We start from the raw sequence: 26,608 nt of genomic DNA on the forward strand, positions 1-26,608 counted from the left end.
AGCCCGCAATGACCGCCACCAGCCTGAGCAACCGCGAGTTCCAGCAGTTTCGCGACATGATCTACGAGATCGCCGGCATCGCCATGAGCGAGGCCAAACGCCAGTTGATAGTCGGACGCCTGAGCAAGCGTCTGCGCCATTACGAGCTGGACAGTTTCGGCGACTACTTCCAGTTGCTGCTCAAGGACAAGACCGAACTGCAGACGGCCGTGGATCTGCTGACCACCAACGAGACCTACTTCTTCCGCGAGCCCAAGCACTTCGACTTCCTGCGTGAACGCCTGCAGGATGATCTGCGCACTGGCAGCCAACCCCTGCGCATCTGGAGCGCGGCCTGTTCCAGCGGCGAAGAGCCCTACACCCTGGCCCTGCTGCTGGCCGACTGCCTGGGCACGCGGCAATGGGAGATACTCGCCTCGGACATCAGCACGCGCATTCTCGACAAGGCACGTGCTGGCATCTACCCGCTGGAAGACTCCAGCGGCATCCCCCGTGAGCTGCTGCACCGTCACTGCCTGCAGGGCACCGGCCAGCATGCCGGCATGTTCACCCTGGAGCCTTCGCTGAAGAAACGCATTGGTTTTCGTCAGATCAACCTCAACAACGCCCTGCCCGAAGTGGGCCTGTTCGACGTGATCTTCCTGCGTAACGTGATGATCTATTTCGACCAGCCCACCAAGCGCCAGGTGGTACAGCGCCTGAGCGCGCGACTGCGCCCCGGTGGCTATTTCTTCGTCAGCCACTCGGAAAGCCTCAACGGCATCAGCGACGAGCTGCAGCCGCTGCGCCCGTCCATTTACCGGAAGCCCCATGCATAAGCCCGACGGCGTCATCGAAGTCTTCCTGCAGCCAGGCGACCTGTACTTCGGCGACCGTCACACGCGCATCCGCACCCTGCTGGGTTCGTGCGTATCGCTGGTGCTGTGGCACGAGCGTGAATTGCTCGGCGGCATGTGCCATTACATGCTGCCCAGCCGCCGCAATCGCGGCACCCGATTCGATGGCCGCTACGCCGACGAGGCGCTGCACCTGTTGCTCGGCGAGATTCGCGCCAGCGGCACCCAGGCCAAGGACTACCGCATCAGCCTGTTCGGTGGCGGCAACATGTTCGCGAGCCTGACGCAGAGCAACATCGGCGACTCGAACGTCAACGCCGGCCTGGAACTGCTCACCGCGCACGGCCTGCGTTGTCATGCCCGAGATGCAGGAGGCGCAGGTTATCGCAACCTGATTTTCGACATCTGGAGTGGCCAGGTCGCAATGCGCAGCCCCTCCCAACAACAGATCGCTACACGCCGCTACGAGGCGCAGAAATGAACAAGATCAAGGTGATGATCGTCGACGACTCCGCCGTCGTACGCCAGGTATTGAGTGGCACCCTGTCCGAGCACGCCGGGATCGAGGTGATCGGCACGGCCGCCGACCCCCTGTTCGCCATGGACAAGATGCAACGCGAGTGGCCCGACGTGATCGTGCTGGATGTGGAAATGCCACGCATGGATGGCATCTCCTTCCTCAAGAAGCTGATGGCAGAACGCCCCACGCCGGTGGTGATCTGCTCCACCCTCACCGAAAAAGGCGCCGCCACCACCATGGAAGCCATGGCCGCCGGGGCCGTGGCCATCGTCACCAAGCCCCAGGCCGGACTGCGCCAGTTCCTCCTGGAAGCCACCGAAGAGCTGGCCAGCGCCATCCGCGCCGCCGCCCAGGCCCGCCTCAAGCGGCTCACGCCCAAGCCGCCGCAGCCGCCACCAGCGCCCAAGCTCAGCGCCGATGCGATCCTGCCGGCCGGCGGCGCAGGCGCCATGACCCGCACCACCGAGCGCATCGTCGCCATCGGCACCTCCACCGGCGGCACCCAGGCCCTGGAATACGTGCTCACCGCCCTGCCGCGCGTGTGCCCGGGCATCGTCATCGTCCAGCACATGCCGGAGAAATTCACCGCCGCCTTCGCCGAACGCCTCAACACCCTGTGCCAGATCGAAGTGCGCGAAGCGAAGCACGGTGATCGGGTCATCCCCGGTCGCGCCCTGATCGCCCCCGGCGGGCGCCACATGCTGCTCAAGCGCAGTGGCGCGCAGTACCTGGTGGAAGTGGTCGACGGCCCGCCCGTCAGCCGGCACAAACCCTCGGTGGACGTGCTGTTCCGCTCCACCGCCCGTGCCGCAGGCGCCAATGCCACCGGCATCATCATGACCGGCATGGGCGACGACGGCGCCCGTGGCCTGCGCGAGATGCACGAAGCCGGCGCCCTCACTCTCGGTCAGGACGAAGCCAGTTGCGTGGTCTACGGCATGCCCAAGGAAGCCATGAAACTCGGCGGGGTCAGCCGGGAAATTCCGCTGGAGCAGATTCCAACGGCCATTCTGCGTGGTTAGCGCCTCTACAACCTGAGCATCGAACGCCTGAAGCTCCGCCCCACAGGGCGGAGCATGGCGCAGCGCTATACAGGCCGTTGAAAAACGTAGGCGAGGCAGGCAAGACAAGGCGCAACGACCAACGGGAGTAACAGCCAAAGGCTGGCCCGAAGGGTGAGCGCTAGCGAATCAAACAGCCGAAAAAGCGCAGTTTACGTGCTGTAAATGAGCATTTTGACTGGGCTCGCACGCGAGGCCGTTTTTAACGCAGTATTGCCAACGCAGGTAGTTTTTCAACAGCCTGCTAGAGCCCGCGGCGCTCGACCGACCATAACAGGCTGGTGCACAGGCTGCACCGCGTGCCGTAGAAAGTGCTGCGGGCGCTTTGGTCGTCCATCAACTGGAAGCGGAACCAGGCCGTGCTCGGGCCACGATAGGCGCCACCGCCACCGACCGGCTCGAAGTGGCTGACGTAACGTCGCTCCCCCCAGAACACCGGCACATTGGCGCGCTGGTAGACCGGCTGGGCGTTGAGGTAGGGAAAGGCGATGGTGTCGCCGCCACCGGACATCAGGAACATCGGCCCTTGCTGACGCCGCTGCGAGGCGCTGTCGTGACCCAGGCCGAGGGTGTAAGGCTGGATCGGCGCCGTGGTACGTACCCTCGTATCCTGCCCCGCCATGATCGAGCCGCCACCGCCCTGGGAATGCCCCGAGGTACCGACTCGCCCGGTATTGAGCTTGCCGGCATAGGTGCCGTAGGGGGTGTCGTTCTCACGCACCAGATAATCCAGGCAGGCAAGCATTTCCCGCCCGGTACCGGCATTGGAGGTTTCCGCCGCCGCCACCACGAAACCGTGGCTTGCCCAGTGCGACAGCAAGCTGGCATAGGTGGACGGCCCGGCACCGGTGCCATTACCCCAGAGGATCAGCGGATGACGCACGCCACCCTGACCCAGGTCGCGGGGCCGATAGATGCGACAGCTCGGCCCCTCGCTCTGGCTGCTGACGGCGTAGGGGCCACTGCGGTCGAAATTGGCGACAGCCGGAAATGGCGCTCCCGGTGTATCCGGCAGGGGAGCAGCCGTGACGGTGGCGCAGACGGACAGGCAGGAGACCGCCAGGCCAGCGAGTTTCAAGTTAAGCATCGAAGGTTCCTCATTCCATTGTTGTACGAGTCGCCATCGCCCCGCGAACGACCAGATCGGATAGGGCGGCGCAGCACACCTCCTAGCTTGCGCTGGCGAACGTGGGCCCCTGCCGATGAGCAGAGCGCCCGTGAGGCAGCCTAGATGAGCAAATGGTGACGTCAACAGTCGCCCGAACAGCGCAACCGGATGAACGGCATGACACCAAGGAGCGACAGCCATCGGCACCGGCAATCAGCCGCGCCTTGGCGCTGCGCCGGTGGCCGGCGTAGAATCACCGCATCTCTCGCCACTCATCCCCTGGCGGGCCCTGAGCACGGGCCAGACGCGCGGCCACCCCGCAGCGTCCTGCGGCCCCGCCGAACGCACGGCCACCTCCCGTTTGCATCCGGTTCAGTCGACGCTCAGCATACGAACATCACCTGATCAGCCGCAGGAACCGTGTCATGCCCGATTACCGCTCGAAAACCTCCACCCACGGCCGCAACATGGCCGGCGCCCGCGCCCTGTGGCGCGCGACCGGGATGAAGGACGAAGACTTCAAGAAACCGATCATCGCCATCGCCAACTCCTTCACCCAGTTCGTGCCCGGCCACGTACACCTGAAGGATCTCGGCCAACTGGTCGCCCGCGAGATCAAACGCCATGGCGGCGTGGCCAAGGAATTCAACACCATCGCCGTGGACGACGGCATCGCCATGGGCCACGACGGCATGCTCTATTCCCTGCCGAGCCGCGAGATCATCGCCGACTCCGTGGAGTACATGGTCAACGCCCACTGCGCCGACGCCATCGTCTGCATCAGCAACTGCGACAAGATCACCCCCGGCATGCTGATGGCCGCCCTGCGCCTGAACATCCCGGTGGTGTTCGTCTCCGGCGGGCCGATGGAAGCCGGCAAGACCAAGCTGGCCAACCATGGCCTGGATCTGGTCGATGCCATGGTGGTGGCTGCCGACGATTCCTGCTCCGACGAGAAGGTCGCCGAATACGAGCGCAGCGCCTGCCCCACCTGCGGCTCCTGCTCCGGCATGTTCACCGCCAACTCGATGAACTGCCTGGTCGAAGCCCTGGGCCTGGCCCTGCCGGGCAACGGCTCCACCCTGGCCACCCATGCCGACCGTGAGCAACTGTTCCTGCGCGCCGGCCGTCTGGCCGTCGAGCTGTGCCAGCGCTACTACGGCGAAGGCGACGAATCGGTGCTGCCGCGCAACGTCGCCAGCTTCAAGGCGTTCGAGAACGCCATGACCCTGGACATCGCCATGGGCGGCTCGACCAACACCATCCTGCACCTGCTGGCCGCCGCCCAGGAAGCCGAGATCCCCTTCGACCTGCGCGACATCGACCGTCTGTCGCGCAAGGTGCCGCAACTGTGCAAGGTGGCGCCGAACATCCAGAAGTACCACATGGAAGACGTGCACCGCGCCGGCGGCATCTTCTCCATCCTCGGCGAGCTGGCCCGTGGCGGCCTGCTGCACACCGACGTGCCCACCGTGCACAACCCGAGCATGGCCGACGCCATCGCCCAGTGGGACATCACCCAGACCAATGACGAAGCCGTGCACACCTTCTTCAAGGCCGGCCCGGGCGGCATCCCCACCCAGGTGGCGTTCAGCCAGAACACGCGCTGGCCGAGCCTGGACGATGACCGTGAGAACGGCTGCATCCGTTCGGTGGAGCACGCCTACTCGCAGGAAGGCGGCCTGGCCGTTCTGTACGGCAATATCGCCCTCGACGGCTGCGTGGTGAAAACCGCCGGGGTGGACGAATCCATCCACGTCTTCGAGGGCCGCGCGAAGATCTTCGAGAGTCAGGATGGTGCGGTCAAAGGTATCCTCGCCGACGAAGTGAAGCCCGGCGATATCGTCATCATCCGTTACGAAGGCCCGAAAGGTGGCCCGGGCATGCAAGAGATGCTCTACCCCACCAGTTACCTGAAATCCAAGGGCCTGGGCAAGCAGTGCGCCCTGCTCACCGACGGCCGCTTCTCCGGCGGCACCAGCGGCCTGTCCATCGGCCACGCCTCGCCGGAAGCGGCTGCCGGCGGCGCCATCGGCCTGGTCAAGGACGGCGACAAGATCCTCATCGACATCCCCAACCGCAGCATCAACCTGCTGGTCAGCGATGAAGAACTGGCCGAACGCCGCGCCGAGCAGGACAAGAAGGGCTGGAAACCGGCGCAGCCGCGCGCACGCAAGGTGTCCACCGCGCTGAAGGCCTACGCCCTGCTGGCCACCAGCGCCGACAAGGGTGCGGTGCGTGACAAGACGATGCTGGAAGGCTGAGCCCTCAGCGCCGCTGTAATGAAAAGCCCGGCCATGGTTGCCGGGCTTTTTCTTGTCGCAGGGTTTTGCATTCGGGCCTGATCGCCAGCAAGCTGGCTCCTAAACCCCATGCTCAGGAGCTCATCATGCGCATCGGCCTGATCGCCGACACCCACAACCTGCTGCGCCCCGAGGCGCTGGCGGCATTGCAGGGTGTCGACCACCTGATCCATGCCGGCGACATCGGCGGGCCGCATATCCTCGAGGAGCTGGGGCGCATCGCGCCGCTGTCGGTGGTGCGCGGCAACAACGATCAGGAGGCCTGGGCCGAGGCCATCCCCGAGCGCCTGACGCTGCGCTTCGGCGCCATCAGCCTGCATGTGCGGCACGACCTCAAGCAGCTCGACATCGACCCAGCGGCCCAGGGCATCGATGCGGTGATCGCCGGCCATTCGCACAAACCGCTGCACGAAATGCGCGATGGCGTGCTCTACCTCAACCCTGGCAGCGCCGGGCCCCGGCGCTTCAAACTGCCCATCGGCGTGGGCCTGCTGCATATCGACGGCGACCAGTTTAGGGCCGAGCTGATCACGCTGCAGGTCTGAAATCCGTCCATCGCTGTGCCAATCCATGGTGGACAAAAACAGAGTTGTCCACCCTACGCGCAAAGTCCGTAGCCCGGATGCAATCCGGGGAACCCAGCAGAGCGCTCGCTGCCCTATTCCCAACCACCTGCCTTGAAAAACGCCACCGCCGCGTCCATCTAGGCAGGTATCGCTTTTTCACGCCTGATGGAGAATCCCATGACCCTCGACGAACTCAACGCCCTGCCCGGCGTGACCGCCAAACCCGACGCCGCCACCGCCGACTTCGTCTACAACCACACCATGATCCGCGTGAAGGATCTCGAGAAGTCCCTGGATTTCTACACCCGCGTGCTGGGCTTCACCCTGCTGGAGAAGAAGGACTTTCCCGAGGCCGAGTTCAGCCTCTACTTCCTGGCGCTGATCGCGGACAAGTCGCAGATTCCGGCAGACCCGGCCGCCCGTCACCAGTGGCGCAAGTCCATCCCCGGCGTGCTGGAGCTGACCTACAACTACGGCACCGAGAAGGATCCGGAGTTTGCCTACCACAGCGGCAACAGCGACCCGCGCGGCTTTGGCCATCTATGCGTGGCGGTGCCGGACATCAAGGCCGCCTGCCAGCGTTTCGAGGATCTCGGCGTGGCCTTCCAGAAGCGCCTGAGCGACGGCCGCATGCGCGACATCGCCTTCATCAAGGATCCGGACGGCTACTGGGTGGAGATCATCCAGTTCACCGAGGTGAACTGAGCCCCCGGCGGCTGCCGGCCTGGCGACAACGCCAGGCCGCTCGCCATCAAGCGCTACGGCGCTGCCACACCTCGAAGGCGTAGAAGGGGGTGTCCCCCGTGCTCGGGTGCTCGACGCTGGAGCTCAGGTGCCAATCGGCCTCGCTCACCTCGGGGAAGAAGGCATCGCCTTCAGGCTCCAGCCCCACACGGGTCAGGTACAGGCGCTCGGCCAACGCCAGGCCCTGGGCATAGAGCTGAGCCCCGCCAATCAGCATCAGTTCGTCGGCCTCCTCCTGGCGCGCCCATTCGTCGGCGCGGGCGATGGCCGCCTCCAGGCTGGCGAACACCTCGGCGCCTTCGAGCTGCAGGCCCGGCTGGCGGCTGACTACCAGATTGAGCCGGCCCGGCAGCGGGCGCCCCAGTGAATCCCAGGTCTTGCGGCCCATGATGATCGGCTTGCCCAGGGTCAAGGCCTTGAAGTGCTTGAGATCCGCCGGCAAGTGCCAGGGCAGTTGATTGTCGCGGCCAATCACCCGGTTATGGGCGAGGGCAGAGATCAGCGAGAGAGGCAGGGTCTTTTTCATGCTGGCGAGCATAGCAGAGCCATCCTGTGACGAGCAGCACAGGCAAGCCATACCAATTATCGGTTTGTCGCCTAATCGTCACGCTTGCTCAGGCAGGCTTTGACTTCCCCCCATGAGCAAGGAGATGCCTCCATGATGTCCAACCTTCTGCGCACCGGCCTGTTATGCGCCGGCCTGTTGCTTGGCAGCACGCAGGCCCTGGCCGGTAACGTACAGGCCGCCATCGAGTGGGCCCAACAACAGCCTGGCGCCAAGCACGCCCCGGACAAGGGCACCCGCTCGCCACTGGTGATCGCCCACCGTGGTGCGAGCGGCTACGTGCCCGAACACACCCTGGCCGCCTACGCTCTGGCCGTGCTACAAGGCGCCGATTACATCGAGCCGGATCTGGTGATGACCCGCGACGGCCAACTGGTGGCCCGCCACGACAACGAGCTGGGGCTGACCACCGACGTGGCGCAGCACCCCGAATTCGCCAGCCGCAAGCGCACCCAGACGGTGGATGGCGTCAGCCTGGAAGGCTGGTTCAGCGAGGACTTCACCCTGGCCGAACTCAAGACTCTGCGCGCCATCGAGCGCATCCCCCAGGTGCGCCCGGCCAACACCCGTTTCGACGGCCAGTTCGAGATACCCACTCTGCAGGAAATCATCGACCTGGTGAAAAGCCTGCAGCTCAGCCAGCAGCGGGTCATCGGCCTGTACCCGGAAACCAAGCACCCCACCCACTTCCAGCAACTCGGCCTGGCCATGGAAAAGCCGCTGCTGGCGGTGCTCAAGCGCAACGGTTACGCCAGCGCCAAAGCGCCGGTGTACATCCAGTCCTTCGAGGTACAGAACCTCAAGACCCTCAGCCGCATGACCTCCATCCGCCTCATCCAACTGCTCTGGACGGAGGGCCAGCCCTACGATCAGCAGGCCCTGGGCACCGACCTCAGCTATGCGCAGATGATCACCCCCAAAGGCCTGCAAGCCATCGCCCGCTACGCCGATGGCATCGGCCCGGAGAAAGGCATGATCATCCCGCGTGACGCCGCCGGTAACCTCACCACGCCCACCAGCCTGGTGCGCGATGCCCACGCCGCCAAGCTCAAGGTGCACCCCTACACCTTCCGCGCCGAGAACGCCTTCCTGCCCACCAGCTTGCGCAGCGGCAACGACCCGACCGAGCGCGGCGACATCGACGCCGAACTGCGCACCTTCCTCGCCACCGGCATCGACGGCCTGTTCATCGACCAACCGGATATCGCTGTGCGTCTGCGCGATAAGCCCTGATTCGCGTCCCGGCGGATCAGGGGTTATCCTCAACCCCTGATCCGCACGACGAGACGCCACGTGACTGACGCCTCCTCCCCTACGCCTTTGCAACGCCTCTGGCTCAGCGAAACCATTCGTCTGCGCGAGGAACACACCGGCCCGCTGGAAGACACCGAGGCCAATCGCCTGGCCCGTGCCGAGTATGGTGAACTGGCCGAGCGCATCCAGCATCGTGCCCTGCTGCTGGCCCGCCGCGATGGCCAATGGCAGGCCCTGTTGCACTGGTTGCAAGGGGCACGCCTGGCCGGCCTGCTGCTGGTGCTGCTGGCCCTGCTCAGCGGCGCTGGCCTGGCCCTGGCGGCGCTGGGTGACGGGCGCCAGCCGGTCAATGTGTTCTGGGCCCTGGGCAGCCTGCTGGGGCTGAACATGCTGATGCTGCTCGGCTGGCTGCTGGGCCTGCTGCTGACCCGCGACCATCCCGGTGCACTGGGCCGCCTGTGGTTGTGGCTCAGCGAGAAGCTGGCGCGCGATGCCAGCGCCGCGCAACTGGGCCCGGCCCTGCTGTTGATGCTGCAACGCCAGCGCCTGACCCGCTGGGGCCTGGGCCTGCTGATCAATGGCCTGTGGACACTGGCCATGCTCGCTACGCTGAGTACCCTGTTGCTGCTGCTCGCCACCCGCCGCTATGGCTTCGTCTGGGAAACCACCATCCTCGGCGGCGACACCTTCATCACCCTGACCCAAGCCATCGGCGCCCTGCCCGCCCTGCTCGGTTTCAGCCTGCCGGACGTGGAGCTGATCCGCGCCAGCGGCGACGCCGCCATCGCCAGCGAGGCCGCACGACAAAGCTGGGCCGGCTGGCTGGTGGGCGTGGTGCTGGTCTATGGCCTGCTGCCACGCCTGTTGCTGGCGTTGCTGTGCCTGTGGCGCTGGCTATCCGGCAAAGCCTCGCTGCGCCTGGATCTCGACCTGCCCGGCTATGGCCTGTTGCGCCAGCGCCTGCAGCCGGATAGCGAACGCCTCGGCGTCTGTGACCTGGCCCCCGCTGCCCTGCACCAGCCGCAGGGCGGCAGCAGCGCCCAGCCCAGCAGCGGTGCCCTGCTGCTCGGCCTGGAGCTGGACGATAGCCGGCCTTGGCCTCCCGCCACGTTGCCCAGGGGCGTGGCCGATGCCGGGGTGATCGACAGCCGCGAACAACGTCGCCAGTTGCTCGAACAGTTGACCCGCTTTCCGCCCGAACGCCTGGCCATCGCCTGCGACCCGCGCCGCTCGCCGGATCGCGGCACCCTGGCGCTGCTCGGCGAGCTGGCGCGCTGCGCAACCACCACACGCATCTGGCTGCTGCCACCTGCCCCCGGTGAAAGCCTGGACAGTGCGCGCCTGGCGGACTGGCACCAGGCCCTCGCCAGCCTGGGCCTGGCGCACCGCGATACGGCGCCCTTGAGCTGGCTGGAGAGCGGGCATGACTGACGCTTCCATTACCCTCTCCCCCACCCCCTCTCCCGCAAGCGGGAGAGGGGAGCCTCAGCCCGTAGCCCGGATGCAATCCGGGAACACCATGTCGGGGTCTGCCCCATGAGCGCACCGCTGAAACTGGCCCTGGTCGGCCACACCAATGTCGGCAAGACTTCGCTGCTGCGCACCCTGACCCGCGACATCGACTTTGGCGAAGTCTCGCCGCGCGCCAGCACCACCCGTCATGTCGAAGGCGCGCGCCTGTCGGTGGATGGCCAGGCGCTGCTGGAGCTGTACGACACCCCCGGCCTGGAAGACGCCATCGCCCTGCTCGACTACCTGGAACGCCTCGACCGCCCCGGCGAGCGTCTGGACGGCCCGGCGCGCCTGGCTCGCTTTCTCGAGGGCAGCGAAGCACGCCAGCGCTACGAACAGGAAGCCAAGGTGCTGCGCCAGTTGCTGGCGTCCGACGCGGGGCTCTACGTCATCGACGTGCGCGAGCCGGTGCTGGCCAAGTACCGCGACGAACTGGCGGTGCTCAACATGTGTGGCCGCCCCTTGCTGCCGGTACTCAACTTCGTCGCCAGCGCCAGCCACCGCGAAGGCGAATGGCGCGAGGCCCTGGCCCGTCTTGGCCTGCATGCCCTGGTGGCGTTCGACAGCGTGGCACCGCCGGAAGACGGCGAACGGCGCCTGTACGAAAGCCTGGCCCTGCTGCTGGAACGCGCGCGCCCGCAACTGCAGAGGCTGATCGAGGATCACGAAGCGCAGCGCCAGGCCCGGCGCCAGGCTGGCCATCGATTGATCGCCGAACTGCTGATCGACTGCGCCGCCTGCCGCCGTAGCGTTGCCGCCCAACCGCTGCTGGAGAAGGGTGCGGTCGCCGAGCTGCGCGATGCGATTCGTCAGCGCGAGCAACGCTGCGTCGAAGCCCTGCTGCGCCTGTATGCCTTTCGCAGCAGCGATGCCAAGGCCGGCGACCTGCCCCTGCTCGATGGCCGCTGGGGTGACGACCTGTTCAACCCGGAGACGCTGAAACAGCTCGGCATCAAGGTGGGCGGTGGCATGGCCGCCGGTGCCGCCACCGGCGTCGGCGTCGACCTGCTGGTCGGCGGCCTGACCATGGGCGCCGCTGCTGCGCTGGGGGCGGTGATCGGCGGTAGCGCCCAGACCCTGCGTAATTACGGGGAAAGACTGAAAGGCAAATTGAAGGGCCAGCGCGAACTGACCGTGGACGACGCCGTACTGCGCCTGCTGGCCCTGCGCCAACAGCAACTGCTGGCCGCCCTGGACGCCCGTGGCCACGCCGCGATGGAAGCCATCGCCCTCGGCGCCCCGCAGGAAAGCCTGTGGCGCCAGGGCAAACTGCCCGCCCCGCTCAATGTGGCGCGGGCGCATCCGGAATGGTCGTCGCTCAATCCCGGCGCCCGCCTGGAAGAGGCCGAGCGTGCCGAGCAGGTAGAGCGCCTGCGTAGCGACCTCGCCATACAACCGCTGGGCTAAAGCGGAGCGCCGCCCTACGCCCACCCTGTTTCATCTCAGACGGCTACCGGCGCCTTGATATGCGGATGCGCCTGGTAACCGACCAACTCGAAGTCCTCGTACTTGAAGGCCAGCAGATCCTTCACCTCGGGGTTGAGCTGCATGGTCGGCAGTGGCAGCGGCTCACGGGTTAACTGCAGGTCGGCCTGCTCGATATGGTTGGCGTACAGGTGGCAGTCGCCACCGGTCCAGATGAACTCGCCCGGCTGCAGGCCGCAGACCTGGGCCACCATCAGCGTCAGCAGCGCATAGCTGGCGATGTTGAAGGGCACGCCGAGGAAGATGTCCGCCGAACGCTGATAGAGCTGGCAGGACAGCTTGCCGTCGGCCACGTAGAACTGGAACAGCGCATGGCACGGCGGCAGCGCCATCTGCTCGATCAGCGCCGGGTTCCAGGCCGAGACGATCAGGCGGCGCGAGTCCGGGTTGCTCCTGATCATCTCGATCAGCTTGGCGATCTGGTCGATGGACTCGCCATTGGGCGCCGGCCAACTGCGCCACTGATAGCCGTACACCGGGCCGAGGTCGCCGTTCTCGTCGGCCCACTCATCCCAGATGGAAACGCCGTTTTCTTTCAGGTAACGGATGTTGGTGTCGCCCTGCAGGAACCACAGCAGCTCGTGGATGATCGAGCGCAGGTGGCACTTCTTGGTGGTGACGAGGGGAAAGCCTGCGGCCAGGTCGAAGCGCATCTGGTAGCCGAACACGCTGTAGGTGCCGGTGCCGGTGCGGTCTTCCTTGAAGGTGCCGTGCTCGCGCACGTGGCGCATCAGGTCGAGGTACTGTTTCATCAGGCAGCTCCTTGAACGGGCTGACGCTTGTAGGCGTAGACGATCAGGCCGATGCCGCCGAGCACCATCGGCACGCAGAGAATCTGCCCCATGGTCAGCCAGCCCCAGGCCAGGTAGCCGAGCTGGGCATCGGGTACGCGGACGAACTCGACGATGAAGCGGAACACCCCGTAGCAGGCGGCGAACATGCCGGACACGGCCATGGTCGGGCGCGGCTTGCGCGAGTAGAACCAGAGGATGAGGAACAGCGCCACGCCCTCCAGGGCGAACTGGTAGAGCTGCGACGGGTGGCGCGGCAACTGCTGCGGATCGGTGGGGAAGATCATCGCCCAGGGCACGTCGGTGGCCTTGCCCCACAGCTCGGCATTGATGAAGTTGCCGATACGCCCGGCCCCCAGACCGATGGGCACCAGCGGCGCGATAAAGTCCATCAGCTCGAAGAAGCTCTTGCCGTTGCGCTTGCCGAACCACCAGGTGGCCAGCATCACGCCGATCAGGCCGCCATGGAAGGACATGCCGCCTTCCCAGATGCGCAGGATCTTCGCCGGTTCGGCGAGGTACGCCGGCAGGTCGTAGAACAGCACGTAGCCCAGGCGTCCGCCGAGGATCACCCCCATGGCCACCCAGAACACCAGGTCGGACAGCTTGTCCTTGTTCCAGGTGGGGTCGAAGCGGTGCAACCGGCGCGAGGCCAGCAGCCAGGCGCCACCGATGCCGACCAGGTACATCAGACCGTACCAGTGGATTTTCAGCGGGCCGAGGGCGACAGCCACCGGGTCGATCTGCGGATAAGGCAGCATGCAGAACTCCTTAGATGAGAAAACTCAGGCCCACGCTGAACAGCAGCAGGGCGAACAGACGCTTGAGCAGGCGCGGCGACAGGCGGTGAGCCAGGCGCGCGCCGAAACGGGCGAAGAACATGCTGGTCAGGGCAATGCCCAGCAGCGCTGGAAGATAGACGAAACCGACGCTCCATGGCGGCAGATCCGGGTTGTTCCAGCCCGTGTACATAAAACTCAACGCCCCGGCGATGGCGATGGGCAGGCCACAGGCCGCCGAGGTCGCCACGGCCTGCTGCATCGGTACGCTGCGCCAGACCAGAAAGGGCACGGTCAACGAACCACCGCCGATGCCGAAGATCGCCGAAGCCCAGCCGATCACGCCACCGGCCAGGGTCAGTGTGGGCTTGCCTGGGACACCACGGCTGGCCTTGGGTTTCAGGTCCAGCAGCATTTGCACGGCGATGACGATGGCGAAGGTGCCGATGATCTTCTGCAACAGCGGCCCCTGGATCAGCGCTGCGGTCATGGCCCCCAGCGCCGCGCCGAGCAGGATGCCGCCGGTGAGCCAGCGAAACAGCGGCCAACGCACGGCCCCCATGCGGTGATGCGCCAACAACGAGTTGATCGAGGTGAAGACGATGGTGGCCAGCGAGGTGCCTACTGCCAGGTGCGTGAGAATCTCCGCCGACATGCCGTGCGAGGCGAAGCTGAACACCAGCACCGGCACGATGATCAGACCGCCGCCCACGCCGAACAGCCCGGCCAGCACACCGGCCGCCGCGCCCAGCACCAGGTAGAGCAGCAGTTCCATCGACACCCCCGAAAACAAAGCCGCATGTTAGCGGAAATGCCCCCGAAACGGCAGGCGCCAGGTGTCGGGCACCTGTCTGCATGCCACTTCGTGCTAGCCTGCCGTGGTCATCGCTCACAAGGAGCTGCCCATGTGCCTGATCGTCTTCGCCTGGCAACCCGAGCATCCCCAGGTTCTACGCCTGGTCGCCAACCGCGACGAGTTCTATGAGCGCCCGAGCGCCGCGCTGAGTGAATGGCAAGAGGCACGCGGCGTCTTCGCCGGGTGTGACCTGGAGGCTGGCGGCACCTGGCTGGGCATCAGCGCGGAGGGGCGCTTCGCCGCCCTGACCAATATCCGTGACCCCAAGCAGCGCGCAGGCCTGCGCTCGCGCGGCGAGCTGAGCGCCGACTACCTGTGCGGCCAGCTTGGGCCAAAGGCCTACCTCGAAGCGGTGATGGCGCGGGCGGCGAGCTACGGCGGCTTCAATCTGCTGCTGGGCGACAGAAGCCAGCTCTGGCACTTCAACTCCCATAGCGGTCAGGCGCGCCGCCTGGAGGCAGGCGTCTATGGCCTGGGCAACGCCGACCTGGACACGCCATGGCCCAAGCTGCTGCGCGCGCGCCAGAGATTGCAGGACGAGCCGCATGCCGACGATCAACGGCTGCTGGCGCTGATGGCCGACACCCATCGGCCAGCCGACAGCGAGCTGCCGGACACTGGTGTTGGCCTGGCAGCAGAGCGCCTACTGTCGAGCATCTTCATCGCCAGCGCCACCTACGGCACGCGCGCCAGCACGGTGCTGAAGCTTGGCCGGGACGAGCAGTGGAGCATCACCGAACGCAGCTTCGGCCCACATGGCGCCCCCTTGGGCGAGGTGGCCTTGCACGGGTAGCCCGGATGCAATCCGGGAAAACACCAATGGTCGGATAGTTCCCCAGGAGTAGGAGCGAGCTCTGCTGGCGAAGCTTCTGCACCGCTAGGGTTCGCGAGCAGAGCTCGCTCCTACCTAGACGGATCAGGCCTGGATATTGGAGGCCGGGTTAATGACTCGACCCAGGCCGAGGTTGCGCAACGCCAGATGCAGGGTGCTGTAGATCAGGTGCGGGTTGTCCATGGTCATCACCTGGCCCAGCAGTTCCTTGGCCTTGCTCTGGGTGATCTGCCGTAGCAGCCACTTCACCTTGGGTAGGTTGGTGGCGTTCATCGACAACGAATCGAAGCCCATGGCCAACAGCAGCACGGCCGCCGCCGGGTCACCGGCCATCTCGCCGCAGATGCTCACTGGCTTGCCTTCCAGATGGGCGTCGTGCACCACCTTCTGCAGCGCCTGCAGCACCGCCGGGTGGAGGAAGTCGTAGAGGTCGGCCACGCGCGGGTTGTTGCGGTCAACCGCCAGCAAGTACTGGGTCAGGTCGTTCGAGCCGACCGAGAGGAAGTCCACCTGCCGCGCCAGTTCGCGGGTCTGGTAGACCGCGGCGGGAATCTCGACCATCATGCCGATGGGCGGCAGCGGCACGTCGGTGCCCTCGTCACGCACCTCGCCCCAGGCGCGGTGGATCAGGTGCAGCGCCTCTTCCAGCTCCTGGGTGCCGGAAATCATCGGCAGCAGGATGCGCAGGTTATTCAGCCCCTCGCTGGCCTTGAGCATGGCGCGGGTCTGCACCAGGAAGATTTCCGGGTGGTCGAGGGTAACGCGGATGCCACGCCAGCCGAGGAAGGGATTCTCTTCCTTGATCGGGAAGTAGGACAGCGCCTTGTCGCCACCGATGTCCAGGGTGCGCATGGTCACCGGCAGCGGGTGAAAGGCCTGCAACTGCTCGCGGTAGGTGGCGAGCTGCTCCTTCTCGCTGGGGAAGCGCTCGTTGATCATGAACGGCACTTCGGTGCGGTACAGGCCCACGCCCTCGGCGCCGCGCTGCTGGGCACGGGCCACGTCGGCGAGCAGGCCGGTATTGACCCACAACGGCATGCGATGGCCGTCGAGCGTCTCACAGGGCAGCGCGCGCAGGGCGTCGAGACCTTCGGTGAGCTGGCGCTCCTCCTCGACCACGTCGGCGTACTGCTTGCTCAGCAGCTCGCTGGGGTTGGTGAAGACTTCGCCGTGATAGCCGTCGACGATCAGCTTGATGCCGTCGATCTTCGAGTACGGCAGGTCGACCACGCCCATCACCGTGGGAATACCCATGGCGCGGGCGAAGATGGCCACGTGGGAGTTGCCCGAACCGGTCACCGAGATCAGGCCCACCAGCTTGCCTTCCGGCACCTCGCCGAGCATTGCCGGCGACAGCTCCTCGCTGACCAGAATGGTGTTGTCCGGGTAGACCAGCGAGGTCTTGCGTTCTTCCTGCAGGTAGGCGAGCAGCCGCCGGCCGAGGTCGCGCACGTCACTGGCGCGCTCGCGCAGGTAGGCATCGTCCATCAGCTCGAAGCGCTTGACGTGGTCGAGTACCACCTGACGCAGGGCGCCCTGCGCCCACTGACCGGTCTTGATGACCTTGCGCACCTCGTTACCCAGGGCGGCGTCGTCGAGCATCATCAGGTAGACGTCGAACAGTGCGCGCTCTTCCTTGCGCAGTTGCGTGGCGAGCTTCTCGGACAATTCCTGCATGTCCTCGCGCACCCAGCCCAGGGCCTTGTCGAACAGGGCCAGCTCGGCTTCGATGTCATCGACGCTGCGATCGGGAACCACATTCAGATCGGCCGGGGGCAGCACCACCACAGCGGTGCCCACCGCTGCCCCCGGCGCCCCCGGCACGCCGACGAACTTGGCCTCCTGTACACCCTTGCCCTGACGGCCCAGGCCGCGGATCGAGCCGGTGGCCTCGGCATGGGCGATGACGCCGGCGAGCTGCGCACTCATGGTGACCAGGAAGGCCTCTTCGCCTTCGTCGAACTGGCGGCGTTCCTTCTGCTGCACGACGAGAACCCCCATCACCCGACGGTGGTGGATGATCGGAGCGCCGAGGAAGGAAGCGAAGCGCTCCTCGCCGGTCTCGGCGAAGTAGCGATAGCGGGGATGGCTGGCGGCGTCCTCGAGGTTCAGCGGCTCCTCACGGGTACCGACCAGGCCCACCAGGCCTTCGTTGGGCGCCATGCTGACCTTACCGATGGAGCGCTTGTTGAGGCCCTCGGTGGCCATCAGGACGAAACGGTTGCTGTCCGGGTCGAGCAGATAGACCGAACAGACCTGACTGCCCATGGCCTCCTTGACCCGCTGCACGATGATCGACAACGCCGCCTTGAGATCCTTGGCGGCGTTCACTTCCTGGACGATCTTGCGCAGCGTGTTGAGCATGCTCGGTCAGAATCCCGTAATCAGTCGCGCACACTGAGGCGCGGTGCAAGTTCCTTGAGGGCCCGGCGGTAGACCTCGCGCTTGAAGGTGACCACCTGGCCCAGCGGATACCAGTAGCTGACCCAGCGCCAGCCATCGAACTCCGGCTTGCCGGTCAGATCCATGCGCACACGATCTTCGGAGCCGGTCAGGCGCAGCAGGAACCACTTCTGCTTCTGCCCGATACACAATGGTTGACTGTGCGTGCGCACCAGTCGTTGAGGCAGACGATAACGCAACCAACCCCGGGTGCAGGCGAGGATCTTCACGTCCCGCTCTTCGAGCCCGACCTCCTCGTTCAGTTCACGGTACAGCGCTTCTTCAGGCGACTCACGGTCATTGATGCCGCCCTGGGGGAACTGCCAGGCGTCTTGGTTGATTCGGCGCGCCCAGAGCACCTGGCCGACATCGTTGGTCAGGATGATGCCGACATTCGGGCGGAAACCATCGGAATCGATCACGGCAAGCAACCTCATAGACGCAAGTTAGGGCATTGTTCCATAAAGCCGCCGACAGCAGCAACGCAGGTTTTGGCGCAGTTTGAAAGCCCTGGCAAAGCGGCTATTCTGGCGCGCCCAAAACATTTGCAGAACAGGTACAGAACCGTGCGCTTGGCCCTTTTCGACCTCGACAATACCCTGTTGGCTGGCGACAGCGATCATAGCTGGGGGGAATTCGTCTGCCAGCGTGGCCTGGTGGATGCCGCCGAGTACCTGGCGCGCAACGATGCTTTCTATGCCGACTACTGCGCCGGCAAGCTGGACGTGGTGGCCTACCAGAACTTCAGCCAGGCCATTCTCGGTCGCAGCGAGATGACGCAACTGGAGCGGTGGCACCGCGAGTTCATGGCCGAGGTGATCGAGCCGATCATCCTGGCCAAGGGCGAAGCGTTATTGGACGAGCATCGCTCCGCGGGCGACAAGCTGGTGATCATCACCGCCACCAACCGCTTCGTCACCGCGCCCATCGCCGAGCGCCTGGGTGTGGAAACGCTGATCGCCACCGAATGCGGCATGCAGGACGGTCGCTACACCGGCCAGATCACCGGCACGCCGTGCTACCAGGGCGGCAAGGTCACGAGGCTGAACGAGTGGCTGAACGAGACTGGCCACAGCCTGGACGACGCCTACTTCTACAGCGACTCGCGCAACGACCTGCCCTTGCTGGAAGCGGTAGCCAACCCGGTGGCGGTCGACCCGGACGACGTACTGCGCGCCACGGCCATCGAACGTGGTTGGCCGGTGATTTCGCTGCGTTGAGCCTCGGTTCGCCCTGCGCATCGTCCCTTTTTCAGGAGCTGGTGCGCATAGCGCACCCTACGAATCCGAGCGCACGCCGTGCAATGACGTAGGGTGCGCTGCGCGCACCGAGGCAGCAGCGGCGGACTGGGACGCCCGCCGCTCGTAGCGCCAGCGAACAGTCCGTCGGGCCATACCGAGTTCGGCACCACAACCTACGCCAGCCCCCTTGGCAGAAGCTGGTGCGCATAGCGCACCCTACGAATCTGAGCGCACGCCGCGCAACGACGTAGGGTGCGCTGCGCGCACCGAGGCAGCAGATGCCTCGTCACGCAGAATCGCAAAGAGGGAGTTAGCCCGTAGCCCGGATGCAATCCGGGTCGTAGCCTCGATCAGGCCGGCTTGGCCCCCATCAGGGCCATGATGACGAGCAGCAACAGCAGTATCAGCCCAGCATGGATCAAGCACAGGCGCTTGAGCGCTGTCGGCGCCGGCGTATCACCCAGCGCCCGCCAGGCGGCCAGACGACCGGCCAGCAGCAGGCCAAGCAGCATCATCAGGCCATAGAGAATGCTGCCCAGCAGCAGCCAGGTCTGCCCCAGCGGCCAGCCGGCGGTGTCCACCAGCCAGTAGCCGGTAATCGGCAGGCTCAGCGCCAACACGGCAAAGGCCGGCAGGCTGAACAGCAGGGTCACGCGCAGCTTGCGCGCCAGCACCGCCGCATCACCGCTGCGTTGCGCCTTGAACAGCATGACGCCGTGGGCGATCAGGCCGAGCAGCAGCAACACACCCGGGGCGCCGTGGAGAATGCGAACCAGCAGATAGTGTTCCATCAGGGAATCCTTGTTCAGCCCAGAAACAGGCGATAAGCCGGGTTTTCGCTCTCGTCCCAGTAGGGATAACCAATGGCGTCCAGCGCCTCCGGCACCAGATGGCGTTCGTCTTCCGGCACCTGCAGCGCGGCCAGCACACGACCATCGGCGGCACCATGGTTGCGGTAGTGGAACATCGAGATGTTCCAGCGCCCGCCGAGCTTCTGCAGGAAGTTGAACAGCGCGCCCGGACGCTCGGGGAACTCGAAGCGCAGCACCATCTCGTCACCCACCCCAGCGGCATGGCCACCAACCATGTGGCGAATATGCAGCTTGGCCAGCTCGTTGTCGGTCAGATCCAGCACCGGGAAGCCCTGCGCGCGCAGGCCCTCGACCAGCGCCTGGCGCGGATCGTTCTCCGGGTGGGTCTGCACGCCGACGAAGATGTGCGCCTCGCCTTCGCTGTGATAGCGGTAGTTGAACTCGGTGATCTGGCGCTTGCCCACTGCCTCGCAGAAGGCCTTGAAGCTGCCGGGCTGCTCAGGGATGGTGACGGCGATGATGGCCTCGCGCTTCTCGCCCAGCTCGGCGCGCTCGGCCACATGGCGCAGGCGGTCGAAATTGACATTGGCGCCGGAATCGATGCCCACCAGCACTTCGCCCTTGGCACCCTCACGCTCGACATACTTCTTGATCCCGGCTACAGCCAGCGCGCCGGCCGGCTCGGTGATCGAGCGGGTGTCGTCGTAGATGTCCTTGATCGCCGCGCAGATCTCGTCGGTGCTGACGGTGATCACCTCATCGACGTGATGCCTGCAGATATCGAAGGTGTGCTGGCCGATCTGTGCCACCGCCACGCCGTCGGCGAACAGCCCGACGGTTGGCAGCACCACGCGCTCGCCCGCCGCCAGCGCCTGCTGCAGGCAGTTGGAGTCATCCGGCTCGACGCCAATCACCTTGATCTCCGGGCGCAGGTACTTCACGTACGCCGCGATGCCGGCGATCAGGCCGCCGCCACCGACCGGCACGAAGATGGCATCGATATGCCCCTGGTGCTGGCGCAGCACCTCCATGGCCACGGTGCCCTGGCCAGCGATCACCAGCGGGTCGTCGTAGGGGTGGATATAGGTGTAGCCCTTCTCCTCCACCAGCTTCAACGAGTGCGCCAGCGCCTCGGGGAAGGCGTCGCCGTGCAGCACCGCCTTGCCGCCACGGGAACGCACACCCTGTACCTTCAGCTCAGGCGTGGTACGCGGCATGACGATGGTCGCCTTCACCCCCAGGTGCTTGGCCGCCAGGGCCAGGCCCTGCGCATGATTGCCCGCCGAAGCGGTGACCACGCCGCGCGCCAGCTCCTCGGGCGAGAGCTGCGCCAGCTTGTTGTAGGCGCCGCGAATCTTGAACGAGTACACCGGCTGCAGATCCTCGCGCTTGAGCAGGATCTGGCTGCCCAGTCGCTCACTGAGCTGACGGGCGGGTTGCAGCGGGGTTTCCACCGCGACGTCGTAGACGCGCGAGGTGAGGATCTTCTTCACGTACTGTTCGAGCATGGCGATTTCGCAGGCGTTCGGGCTTTGAGGGGACTGCCGAGTCTACCCCAGCGCCGCGCCGGGCGACCATACGAAACGCGCGGGTTTTGCCCCGTGAACACGCCACTTGCCGCTATAATTCGCCCCTTTCGTTCTCCCCACTCTCAGGCACAGACCCGCGATGAACCAGGATCAGTTGAAACAGGCCGTGGCCCAGGCCGCTGTCGAGCACATTCTCCCGCGCCTCGACAGCAAGAGCATCGTCGGCGTTGGCACCGGCTCCACCGCCAACTTCTTCATCGACGCGCTGGCCCAGCACAAGATGGAGTTCGACGGTGCCGTGGCCAGCTCCGAAGCCACCGCCGCGCGCCTGAAAGGTCATGGCATCCCGGTATACGACCTCAACGCCGTCAGCGACCTGGAGTTCTATGTCGACGGCGCCGACGAGAGCGACGAGCACCTGCACCTGATCAAGGGCGGCGGCGCCGCGCTGACCCGCGAGAAGATCGTCGCAGCCGTAGCCAAGACCTTCATCTGCATCGCCGACGCCAGCAAACTGGTGCCGGTGCTGGGCGAGTTCCCGCTGCCGGTGGAAGTCATCCCCATGGCCCGCAGCCACGTGGCCCGCGAGCTGGTCAAGCTGGGCGGCGACCCGGTGTACCGCGAGGGCGTGCTGACCGACAACGGCAACATCATCCTCGACGTGCACAACATGTCGATCACCGACCCGGTGAAGCTGGAAGCGGACATCAATGCCATCGTCGGTGTGGTCACCAACGGCCTGTTCGCCGCCCGCCCGGCCGACCTGCTGCTGCTCGGCACCGCCGAAGGCGTGAAAACGCTCAAGCGCTAAAACGTAGCCCGGATGCAATCCGGGAACATTGCGTCAGGCATCCCCGGATTTCATCCGGGCTACGCAGGGTGGTGTTCACTTGCGCAACAACCGCAGGCCGTTGAACACCACCATCAGGCTGACGCCCATGTCGGCGAACACCGCCATCCACATGGTCGCCTCGCCGGCCAGGGTCATGCCCAGGAAGATCGCCTTGATTCCCAAAGCCAGGACTATGTTCTGCAGCAGGATCGCGTGGGTCTGACGGGACAGACGGACGAATGCCGGAATCTTGCGCAGATCGTCGTCCATCAGCGCCACGTCAGCCGTCTCGATGGCCGTGTCGGTACCGGCGGCGCCCATGGCGAAGCCGATCTCGGCCCTGGCCAGCGCCGGGGCATCGTTGATGCCGTCGCCCACCATGCCCACCACCCTGCCCTGCGCCTGGCGTGACTCGACCCAGGCCAGCTTTTCCGCCGGCAGCAGATCGCCGCGCGCTTCATCCACACCCACCTGTTCGGCGATGGCCGCGGCGGTGTGGGCGTTGTCGCCGGTGAGCATGCAGGTGCGCACGCCCAGTTCGTGCAGTTCGGCGATCGCCTCGCGGCTGGTCTGGCGCAGCGTATCGGCCACGGCGAAGAGCATCAGCGGGCGCTGCTCGTCGCACAGCACCACCAGGCTCTTGCCCTGGCGCTCCAACGCTTCCAGGCGCTGCTCCAGTTGCGCCGAGCAGAGCCCGAGGTCTTCCACCAGGCGATGGTTGCCCAAGTACAGCAACCTGCCATCGATCCGACCTTTGGTGCCCCGCCCCGCCAACGCCTCGAATTCTTCCACCTCACGTAGCGTCTGCCCCTGCTGTTCGGCGTGCTGGGCCAGCGCCCGAGAAACCGGGTGATCGGAGCGCGCCGCGAGGCTCGCCGCCCAGATGGCATGCACAGGGTCGTCCACCTCTAGCAGAGGGAGACTGTCGGTCTGCACCGGCTTGCCGTGGGTCAGGGTGCCGGTCTTGTCCAGCGCCAGCAGGGCCAGATGCCGGCCATTCTCCAGGTAGACGCCGCCCTTGATCAGGATGCCCTTGCGCGCTGCCGCCGCCAGACCGCTGACGATGGTCACCGGGGTGGAGATCACCAGCGCACAGGGGCAGGCCACCACCAGCAGCACCAGCGCCCGGTAGATCCAGTCGAGCCAGGCACCGCCAATCAGCAACGGCGGCAGCACGGCCACCGCCAGGGCGAAGGCGAACACCGCCGGGGTGTAGATACGCGAGAACTGGTCGACGAAACGCTGGGTCGGGGCGCGCGAGCCCTGCGCCTCTTCCACCGCATGAATGATGCACGCCAGAGTGGTGTCGCGCGCCGCTGCCATGACGCGGAACTCCAACGAGCCGGCCCCGTTGATGGTGCCAGCGAACAGTGAATCCCCCGCGCGCTTCTCCACCGGCAGGCTTTCCCCGGTGATGGGTGCCTGGTTGACCGTCGAGCTGCCGCTGACCACCTCGCCGTCGAGGCTGATGCGCTCCCCAGGGCGCACACGCATCACGGCGCCCACCGCGATGCTCTGCACGTCCACCTCCTGCCAACTGCCATCGGCCTGCCTGACCGTGGCGCGCGACGGCGCCAGATCCATCAAGCCCCGGATGGCGTTGCGCGCCCGATCCAGCGAGCGTGCCTCGATCAGCTCAGCCAGATTGAACAGCACCATCACCATCGCCGCTTCCGGCCATTGGCCGATCAACACCGCCCCCGTCACGGCAATGCTCATCAGCGCGTTGATATTGAGGTTGCGGTTCTTCAGGGCGATCCAGCCCTTCTTGTAGGTATTGAGGCCACATAAACCGATGGCCGCCAGGGCCAGCACGGCCACCAGCCAGTCGGCGCCGAGCGCAGCGAAGTGCGCGACCTCGGCAGCCGTCGCCAGCACACCCGCCAGGGCCAGCGGCCACCAAGACGCTTTTGTCGACGCGGCGTCTGGCTGCTGCATCGCGCCCTCGTCCTCCACCTGCGGGGTAAAGCCCAGCGTGCGAATGGCGGGCAGAACCTGATCCAGCACCCCGGCGTCATGGCTGACGGTGAGTACCCGCTGCAGCAGGTTGAAGTGCAGCCCCGCGACACCCGGCAGACGGCCCAAAGCATCGCGGATCAGGCGCTCCTCCGTGGGGCAGTCCATCTGCTCGATGCGAATGCGGGTGTTCAGCGCGCCCGTCAGCGGCTCGTCGCTCGCCGAGCGGGTAGCGCCCTGGTGATCATGCCCAGAATGGTCATGCGGGACAGGTGTCTGTTGGTGCGTGTGATCGCAGCAGCGACTCATGGCAACTCTCCGTCAGGTCTCTGTTGCCGAGTACACACCCTGTAGTCACTATAGGGTCAAGCACTCGGGAGGAGATCGCATGAAAATCGGAGAATTGGCGAAGAAGGCCGGCTGCCAGGTGGAGACGGTACGTTACTACGAGCGCGAAGGCCTGCTGCCAGCGCCCGCGCGCAGCGAAGGCAACTACCGCCTGTACGGCCCCGAACACCTGGAGCGCCTGGTGTTCATCCGCAACTGCCGCACCCTGGACATGACCCTGGAGGAAATCCAGCGCCTGCTGGCGCTGCGCGATCTGCCCCATGAGAGCTGCGCCGGCATCAACAGCCTGGTGGACGAACATATCGAGCACGTACAGGCGCGCATCGACAGCCTGCTGGCCCTGCGCGATCAACTGAGCGAGCTGCGCGACCGCTGCAACGGCCCGCAGGAGGCGGAGGACTGCGGCATTCTGCGCCAGCTCAACGTCAGCGGCGGCGTGCAGCCGCTACCGGACGACAACCATACCCATGTCGGCAAGAGCCATTCGCACTGATGAGCTACGCTTCCAGAGCACCGCTTCGGCATACCGCCGGGCACTCAGGGAGAAACGAAAATGCCAGGTAAGTTCGAACTGAAGAAGGCCAAAGACGGCCAGTACCATTTCAACCTGCTGGCCACCAATGGCCAGGTCATCCTCAGCAGCGAGATGTACAAGGCCAAGGATTCGGCGCTGGGCGGTATCGACTCGGTGAAGAAGAACGCCCAGCGCGAGGGCGCCTTCGAGACCAAGACCTCAAGCAACGACAAACACTGCTTCCTGCTCAAGGCCAGCAATGGCCAGGTAGTCGGGCAGAGCCAGATGTATGCCAGCGCCGCCAGTTGCAAGAGCGGTATCGAGTCGGTGCAGAAGAATGCGCCCGATGCACAGACGGACGACCAGACGGGCTAGTCGCCCTGCTTCCTGAATAGGTAGAACAGGTTGGGCTCGCTGATCAGGTACAGGTTGCCGGCATCGTCGCTGGCCACCCCCTCGGCCTGGGGCACGCCGCGCCTGAGACCATGCTGGCCCGGCAGCAGGGACAGGGTGCTGATCGGCTTGCCCTCGGCATCCAGTTCGATCACCAGGCGCGATTCGTCCGACAGCGCCAGCAGGTGGCCGGTCGCCGCATCGAAATCCAGGCTAGAGAGATCCCGCACGAACAGTCGCGCATCACGCTTGGGATCGGTATTGACGTGCAGGGCCAGCGGCTTGCCCTCATCGACATGGGGGAAGCCCAGCACCTCGAAGATACGCACCGGGTCGCGCTCCTTGGCCACCAGCAGGCGGTGGTTGGCAGCATCATAGGCCAGCCCCTCGAAACCCTTGTTGCCGTTGAGCCCGATCCCCAACGAAAGCTGCTGGTAGTCCGCCGCATCGAGCACCCGTGTGGCATCGTCAATGCGCACCTTGACCAGGCGCTGCTCGCGCTCGTCGGCGATCACGTAGGTGCCGGGCGCGACGTACTCGATGGCCTCGGGATCGCCGAACCCCTGCAGGTCGATAGTGCGTTTGAGATCACCCTCCAGGCTCAGCTCGATCACTCTGGCCGGCTTGTTGGTGACGCTGAACAGGCTGTGCCGATCCGGGTCGAAGGTCAGCGCCGAAACATCGCTGATGTCGCCGATGGGCTTGGCCTCGATCACCACGCGGTAATCGCCCAGCCACAACGAGCGCTCACGCCACTGCTCGCCATGCTGCCACTCTTGCACGGTGAACCAGGCACGCTCGAAAAGACGGTATTGCTGGGCAGCCAAGGCGACGGCCAGCAGCGCCAGGCCGAACAGGTAGAACCAGGGGTTGATGGCAAGCAGGCGGCGCATAGGCCCTCTCACGAAAAAACCCGCCACAGCTCGTCTGTGGCGGGTGGGCGGAACAGCGGGAATCAGTTGATCAGTTCGACACGGTCGACATCGATCTCACGATTATTGAAGTCCTTATCGACTTCGCCGGTCAGGCGCACCTTGGCGGTTTCCGAGACGGTCTGGTTCGGCCAGTCTTCGTCGTCGATCTCCACCTGGATGGTGCCGGTGGCGTCCTTGAACTCGTAGAGTTCGTCCTGCAGGCGCTTGACGATCTGGCCTTCGAGCACGACATGGGTGTCATCGGCAGCCTGCAGCGCGGCGGCAACGGTAGTGACCTGCGGGGTGGCACCCGGGCCGGTGTAACCGGTGGCGAAAGCGGCGGTGCTGAGCAGCGGCAGAACCATCAGAGCGAGAGCGGTACGTTTCATGGTGTGAACCTCGTTGTTCGTAAGTG

Annotated in this window: 26 protein-coding genes; 14 read left to right on the top strand and 12 right to left on the bottom strand. The window is 65.5% G+C overall.

Annotated features, from left to right (window positions below):
* Positions 1-8 precede the first annotated feature (8 nt).
* From PVE35_RS22975 to PVE35_RS22985, 3 genes are read left to right on the top strand one after another with little or no spacing between them, the layout of a single operon-like run.
* The gene (locus PVE35_RS22975) at positions 9-818 is read left to right on the top strand and encodes a protein-glutamate O-methyltransferase CheR (protein ID WP_277373098.1); all 810 of its coding nucleotides are present in this window, start codon (positions 9-11) and stop codon (positions 816-818) included.
* On the top strand, positions 811-1,317 hold the full coding sequence (locus PVE35_RS22980) for a chemotaxis protein CheD (RefSeq protein ID WP_268179384.1): 507 nt from the start codon (positions 811-813) through the stop codon (positions 1,315-1,317). The genes PVE35_RS22975 and PVE35_RS22980 overlap by 8 nt, the downstream gene beginning before the upstream one ends.
* Complete coding sequence (locus tag PVE35_RS22985; protein WP_277373099.1) at positions 1,314-2,378, top strand: chemotaxis response regulator protein-glutamate methylesterase; 1,065 nt, start codon at positions 1,314-1,316, stop codon at positions 2,376-2,378. Before PVE35_RS22980 ends, PVE35_RS22985 begins: the two co-directional genes overlap by 4 nt.
* Before the next feature lie 283 nt (positions 2,379-2,661).
* On the opposite strand, the gene PVE35_RS22990 is transcribed toward PVE35_RS22985, so the two are convergent.
* Positions 2,662-3,504 carry an alpha/beta hydrolase gene (locus PVE35_RS22990; RefSeq protein ID WP_268179386.1) on the bottom strand — a complete coding sequence of 281 codons (843 nt, stop codon included), beginning with the start codon at positions 3,502-3,504 and terminating at the stop codon, positions 2,662-2,664.
* A 446-nt stretch (positions 3,505-3,950) separates the two neighbouring features.
* Here PVE35_RS22990 and ilvD point away from each other — a divergent pair, with 446 nt between their 5' ends.
* The 3 genes from ilvD to gloA all read left to right on the top strand — a co-directional run bounded on the left by ilvD (position 3,951) and on the right by gloA (position 7,099).
* A complete protein-coding gene (gene ilvD, locus PVE35_RS22995) occupies positions 3,951-5,789 on the top strand; it encodes a dihydroxy-acid dehydratase (protein WP_268179387.1) in 1,839 nt (612 codons plus the stop codon).
* A gap of 125 nt (positions 5,790-5,914) precedes the next feature.
* Positions 5,915-6,373 carry a metallophosphoesterase family protein gene (locus tag PVE35_RS23000; protein WP_277373100.1) on the top strand — a complete coding sequence of 153 codons (459 nt, stop codon included), beginning with the start codon at positions 5,915-5,917 and terminating at the stop codon, positions 6,371-6,373.
* Between the two features lie 198 nt (positions 6,374-6,571).
* Positions 6,572-7,099 carry a lactoylglutathione lyase gene (gene gloA / locus PVE35_RS23005; RefSeq protein ID WP_277373101.1) on the top strand — a complete coding sequence of 176 codons (528 nt, stop codon included), beginning with the start codon at positions 6,572-6,574 and terminating at the stop codon, positions 7,097-7,099.
* A 46-nt stretch (positions 7,100-7,145) separates the two neighbouring features.
* Here gloA and PVE35_RS23010 read toward each other — a convergent pair whose 3' ends face one another.
* Positions 7,146-7,664, bottom strand: coding sequence for a dihydrofolate reductase (locus tag PVE35_RS23010; RefSeq protein ID WP_277373102.1), 519 nt, complete (start codon positions 7,662-7,664; stop codon positions 7,146-7,148).
* 132 nt (positions 7,665-7,796) lie between these two features.
* On the opposite strand from PVE35_RS23010, the gene PVE35_RS23015 reads away from it, so the two are divergent.
* The 3 genes from PVE35_RS23015 (at position 7,797) to PVE35_RS23025 (ending at position 11,876) form a co-directional block, all read left to right on the top strand.
* A complete protein-coding gene (locus PVE35_RS23015; RefSeq protein ID WP_277373103.1) occupies positions 7,797-8,936 on the top strand; it encodes a glycerophosphodiester phosphodiesterase in 1,140 nt (379 codons plus the stop codon).
* Positions 8,937-8,996: 60 nt separating this feature from the next.
* Entirely contained in the window at positions 8,997-10,388 is a 1,392-nt protein-coding gene (locus PVE35_RS23020; protein ID WP_277373104.1) for a DUF2868 domain-containing protein, read from the top strand.
* A gap of 105 nt (positions 10,389-10,493) precedes the next feature.
* Positions 10,494-11,876, top strand: a complete 1,383-nt coding sequence (locus PVE35_RS23025) for a GTPase/DUF3482 domain-containing protein (RefSeq protein WP_277373105.1) — start codon at positions 10,494-10,496, stop codon at positions 11,874-11,876.
* Positions 11,877-11,911: 35 nt separating this feature from the next.
* On the opposite strand, the gene PVE35_RS23030 is transcribed toward PVE35_RS23025, so the two are convergent.
* Genes PVE35_RS23030 through PVE35_RS23040 form a run of 3 tightly spaced genes read right to left on the bottom strand, consistent with a single transcriptional unit; the run spans position 11,912 to position 14,299 of the window.
* Positions 11,912-12,706, bottom strand: a complete 795-nt coding sequence (locus PVE35_RS23030) for a thymidylate synthase (RefSeq protein ID WP_277373106.1) — start codon at positions 12,704-12,706, stop codon at positions 11,912-11,914.
* Positions 12,706-13,506, bottom strand: a complete 801-nt coding sequence (lgt, locus tag PVE35_RS23035) for a prolipoprotein diacylglyceryl transferase (RefSeq protein WP_277373107.1) — start codon at positions 13,504-13,506, stop codon at positions 12,706-12,708. Before lgt ends, PVE35_RS23030 begins: the two co-directional genes overlap by 1 nt.
* Positions 13,507-13,516: 10 nt before the next feature.
* Positions 13,517-14,299 (bottom strand): sulfite exporter TauE/SafE family protein, encoded by a 783-nt coding sequence (locus PVE35_RS23040; RefSeq protein WP_268179395.1) that lies wholly within the window; start codon positions 14,297-14,299, stop codon positions 13,517-13,519.
* Between the two features lie 130 nt (positions 14,300-14,429).
* On the opposite strand from PVE35_RS23040, the gene PVE35_RS23045 reads away from it, so the two are divergent.
* A complete protein-coding gene (locus PVE35_RS23045) occupies positions 14,430-15,173 on the top strand; it encodes an NRDE family protein (protein ID WP_277373108.1) in 744 nt (247 codons plus the stop codon).
* 123 nt (positions 15,174-15,296) lie between these two features.
* Here PVE35_RS23045 and ptsP read toward each other — a convergent pair whose 3' ends face one another.
* A complete protein-coding gene (gene ptsP, locus PVE35_RS23050; RefSeq protein WP_277373109.1) occupies positions 15,297-17,576 on the bottom strand; it encodes a phosphoenolpyruvate--protein phosphotransferase in 2,280 nt (759 codons plus the stop codon).
* A gap of 20 nt (positions 17,577-17,596) precedes the next feature.
* Positions 17,597-18,076: an RNA pyrophosphohydrolase gene (locus PVE35_RS23055; RefSeq protein ID WP_159970811.1), complete on the bottom strand. Its 480-nt coding sequence runs from the start codon at positions 18,074-18,076 to the stop codon at positions 17,597-17,599.
* Positions 18,077-18,220: 144 nt separating this feature from the next.
* Between PVE35_RS23055 and PVE35_RS23060 the strand changes: the two genes are divergently transcribed.
* Positions 18,221-18,874 (top strand): HAD family hydrolase, encoded by a 654-nt coding sequence (locus tag PVE35_RS23060; protein WP_268179398.1) that lies wholly within the window; start codon positions 18,221-18,223, stop codon positions 18,872-18,874.
* Positions 18,875-19,245: 371 nt separating this feature from the next.
* Here PVE35_RS23060 and PVE35_RS23065 read toward each other — a convergent pair whose 3' ends face one another.
* On the bottom strand, positions 19,246-19,686 hold the full coding sequence (locus tag PVE35_RS23065; RefSeq protein ID WP_277373110.1) for a DUF2269 family protein: 441 nt from the start codon (positions 19,684-19,686) through the stop codon (positions 19,246-19,248).
* 14 nt (positions 19,687-19,700) lie between these two features.
* Positions 19,701-21,215 carry a threonine ammonia-lyase, biosynthetic gene (ilvA, locus tag PVE35_RS23070; RefSeq protein WP_277373111.1) on the bottom strand — a complete coding sequence of 505 codons (1,515 nt, stop codon included), beginning with the start codon at positions 21,213-21,215 and terminating at the stop codon, positions 19,701-19,703.
* 160 nt (positions 21,216-21,375) lie between these two features.
* On the opposite strand from ilvA, the gene rpiA reads away from it, so the two are divergent.
* Positions 21,376-22,047, top strand: coding sequence for a ribose-5-phosphate isomerase RpiA (rpiA, locus tag PVE35_RS23075; protein WP_277373112.1), 672 nt, complete (start codon positions 21,376-21,378; stop codon positions 22,045-22,047).
* 75 nt (positions 22,048-22,122) lie between these two features.
* On the opposite strand, the gene PVE35_RS23080 is transcribed toward rpiA, so the two are convergent.
* The gene (locus PVE35_RS23080; RefSeq protein WP_277373113.1) at positions 22,123-24,333 is read right to left on the bottom strand and encodes a heavy metal translocating P-type ATPase; all 2,211 of its coding nucleotides are present in this window, start codon (positions 24,331-24,333) and stop codon (positions 22,123-22,125) included.
* 79 nt (positions 24,334-24,412) lie between these two features.
* Here PVE35_RS23080 and cadR point away from each other — a divergent pair, with 79 nt between their 5' ends.
* Both cadR and PVE35_RS23090 read left to right on the top strand, forming a co-directional pair.
* Complete coding sequence (gene cadR, locus PVE35_RS23085) at positions 24,413-24,865, top strand: Cd(II)/Pb(II)-responsive transcriptional regulator (RefSeq protein WP_268179403.1); 453 nt, start codon at positions 24,413-24,415, stop codon at positions 24,863-24,865.
* 60 nt (positions 24,866-24,925) lie between these two features.
* Positions 24,926-25,261 (top strand): YegP family protein, encoded by a 336-nt coding sequence (locus tag PVE35_RS23090; protein WP_277373114.1) that lies wholly within the window; start codon positions 24,926-24,928, stop codon positions 25,259-25,261.
* On the opposite strand, the gene PVE35_RS23095 is transcribed toward PVE35_RS23090, so the two are convergent.
* Together PVE35_RS23095 and PVE35_RS23100 are read right to left on the bottom strand one after the other, a co-directional pair.
* Entirely contained in the window at positions 25,258-26,172 is a 915-nt protein-coding gene (locus tag PVE35_RS23095) for an SdiA-regulated domain-containing protein (protein WP_277373115.1), read from the bottom strand. The two genes, PVE35_RS23090 and PVE35_RS23095, sit on opposite strands and share 4 nt — an antisense overlap.
* Positions 26,173-26,234: 62 nt before the next feature.
* Positions 26,235-26,582, bottom strand: coding sequence for a NirD/YgiW/YdeI family stress tolerance protein (locus PVE35_RS23100; protein ID WP_268179406.1), 348 nt, complete (start codon positions 26,580-26,582; stop codon positions 26,235-26,237).
* Positions 26,583-26,608 lie beyond the last annotated feature (26 nt).

Origin of the sequence: Pseudomonas sp. AA-38 (genome assembly GCF_029457475.1) — a bacterium.
Classification (GTDB): Bacteria; Pseudomonadota; Gammaproteobacteria; order Pseudomonadales; family Pseudomonadaceae; genus Aquipseudomonas.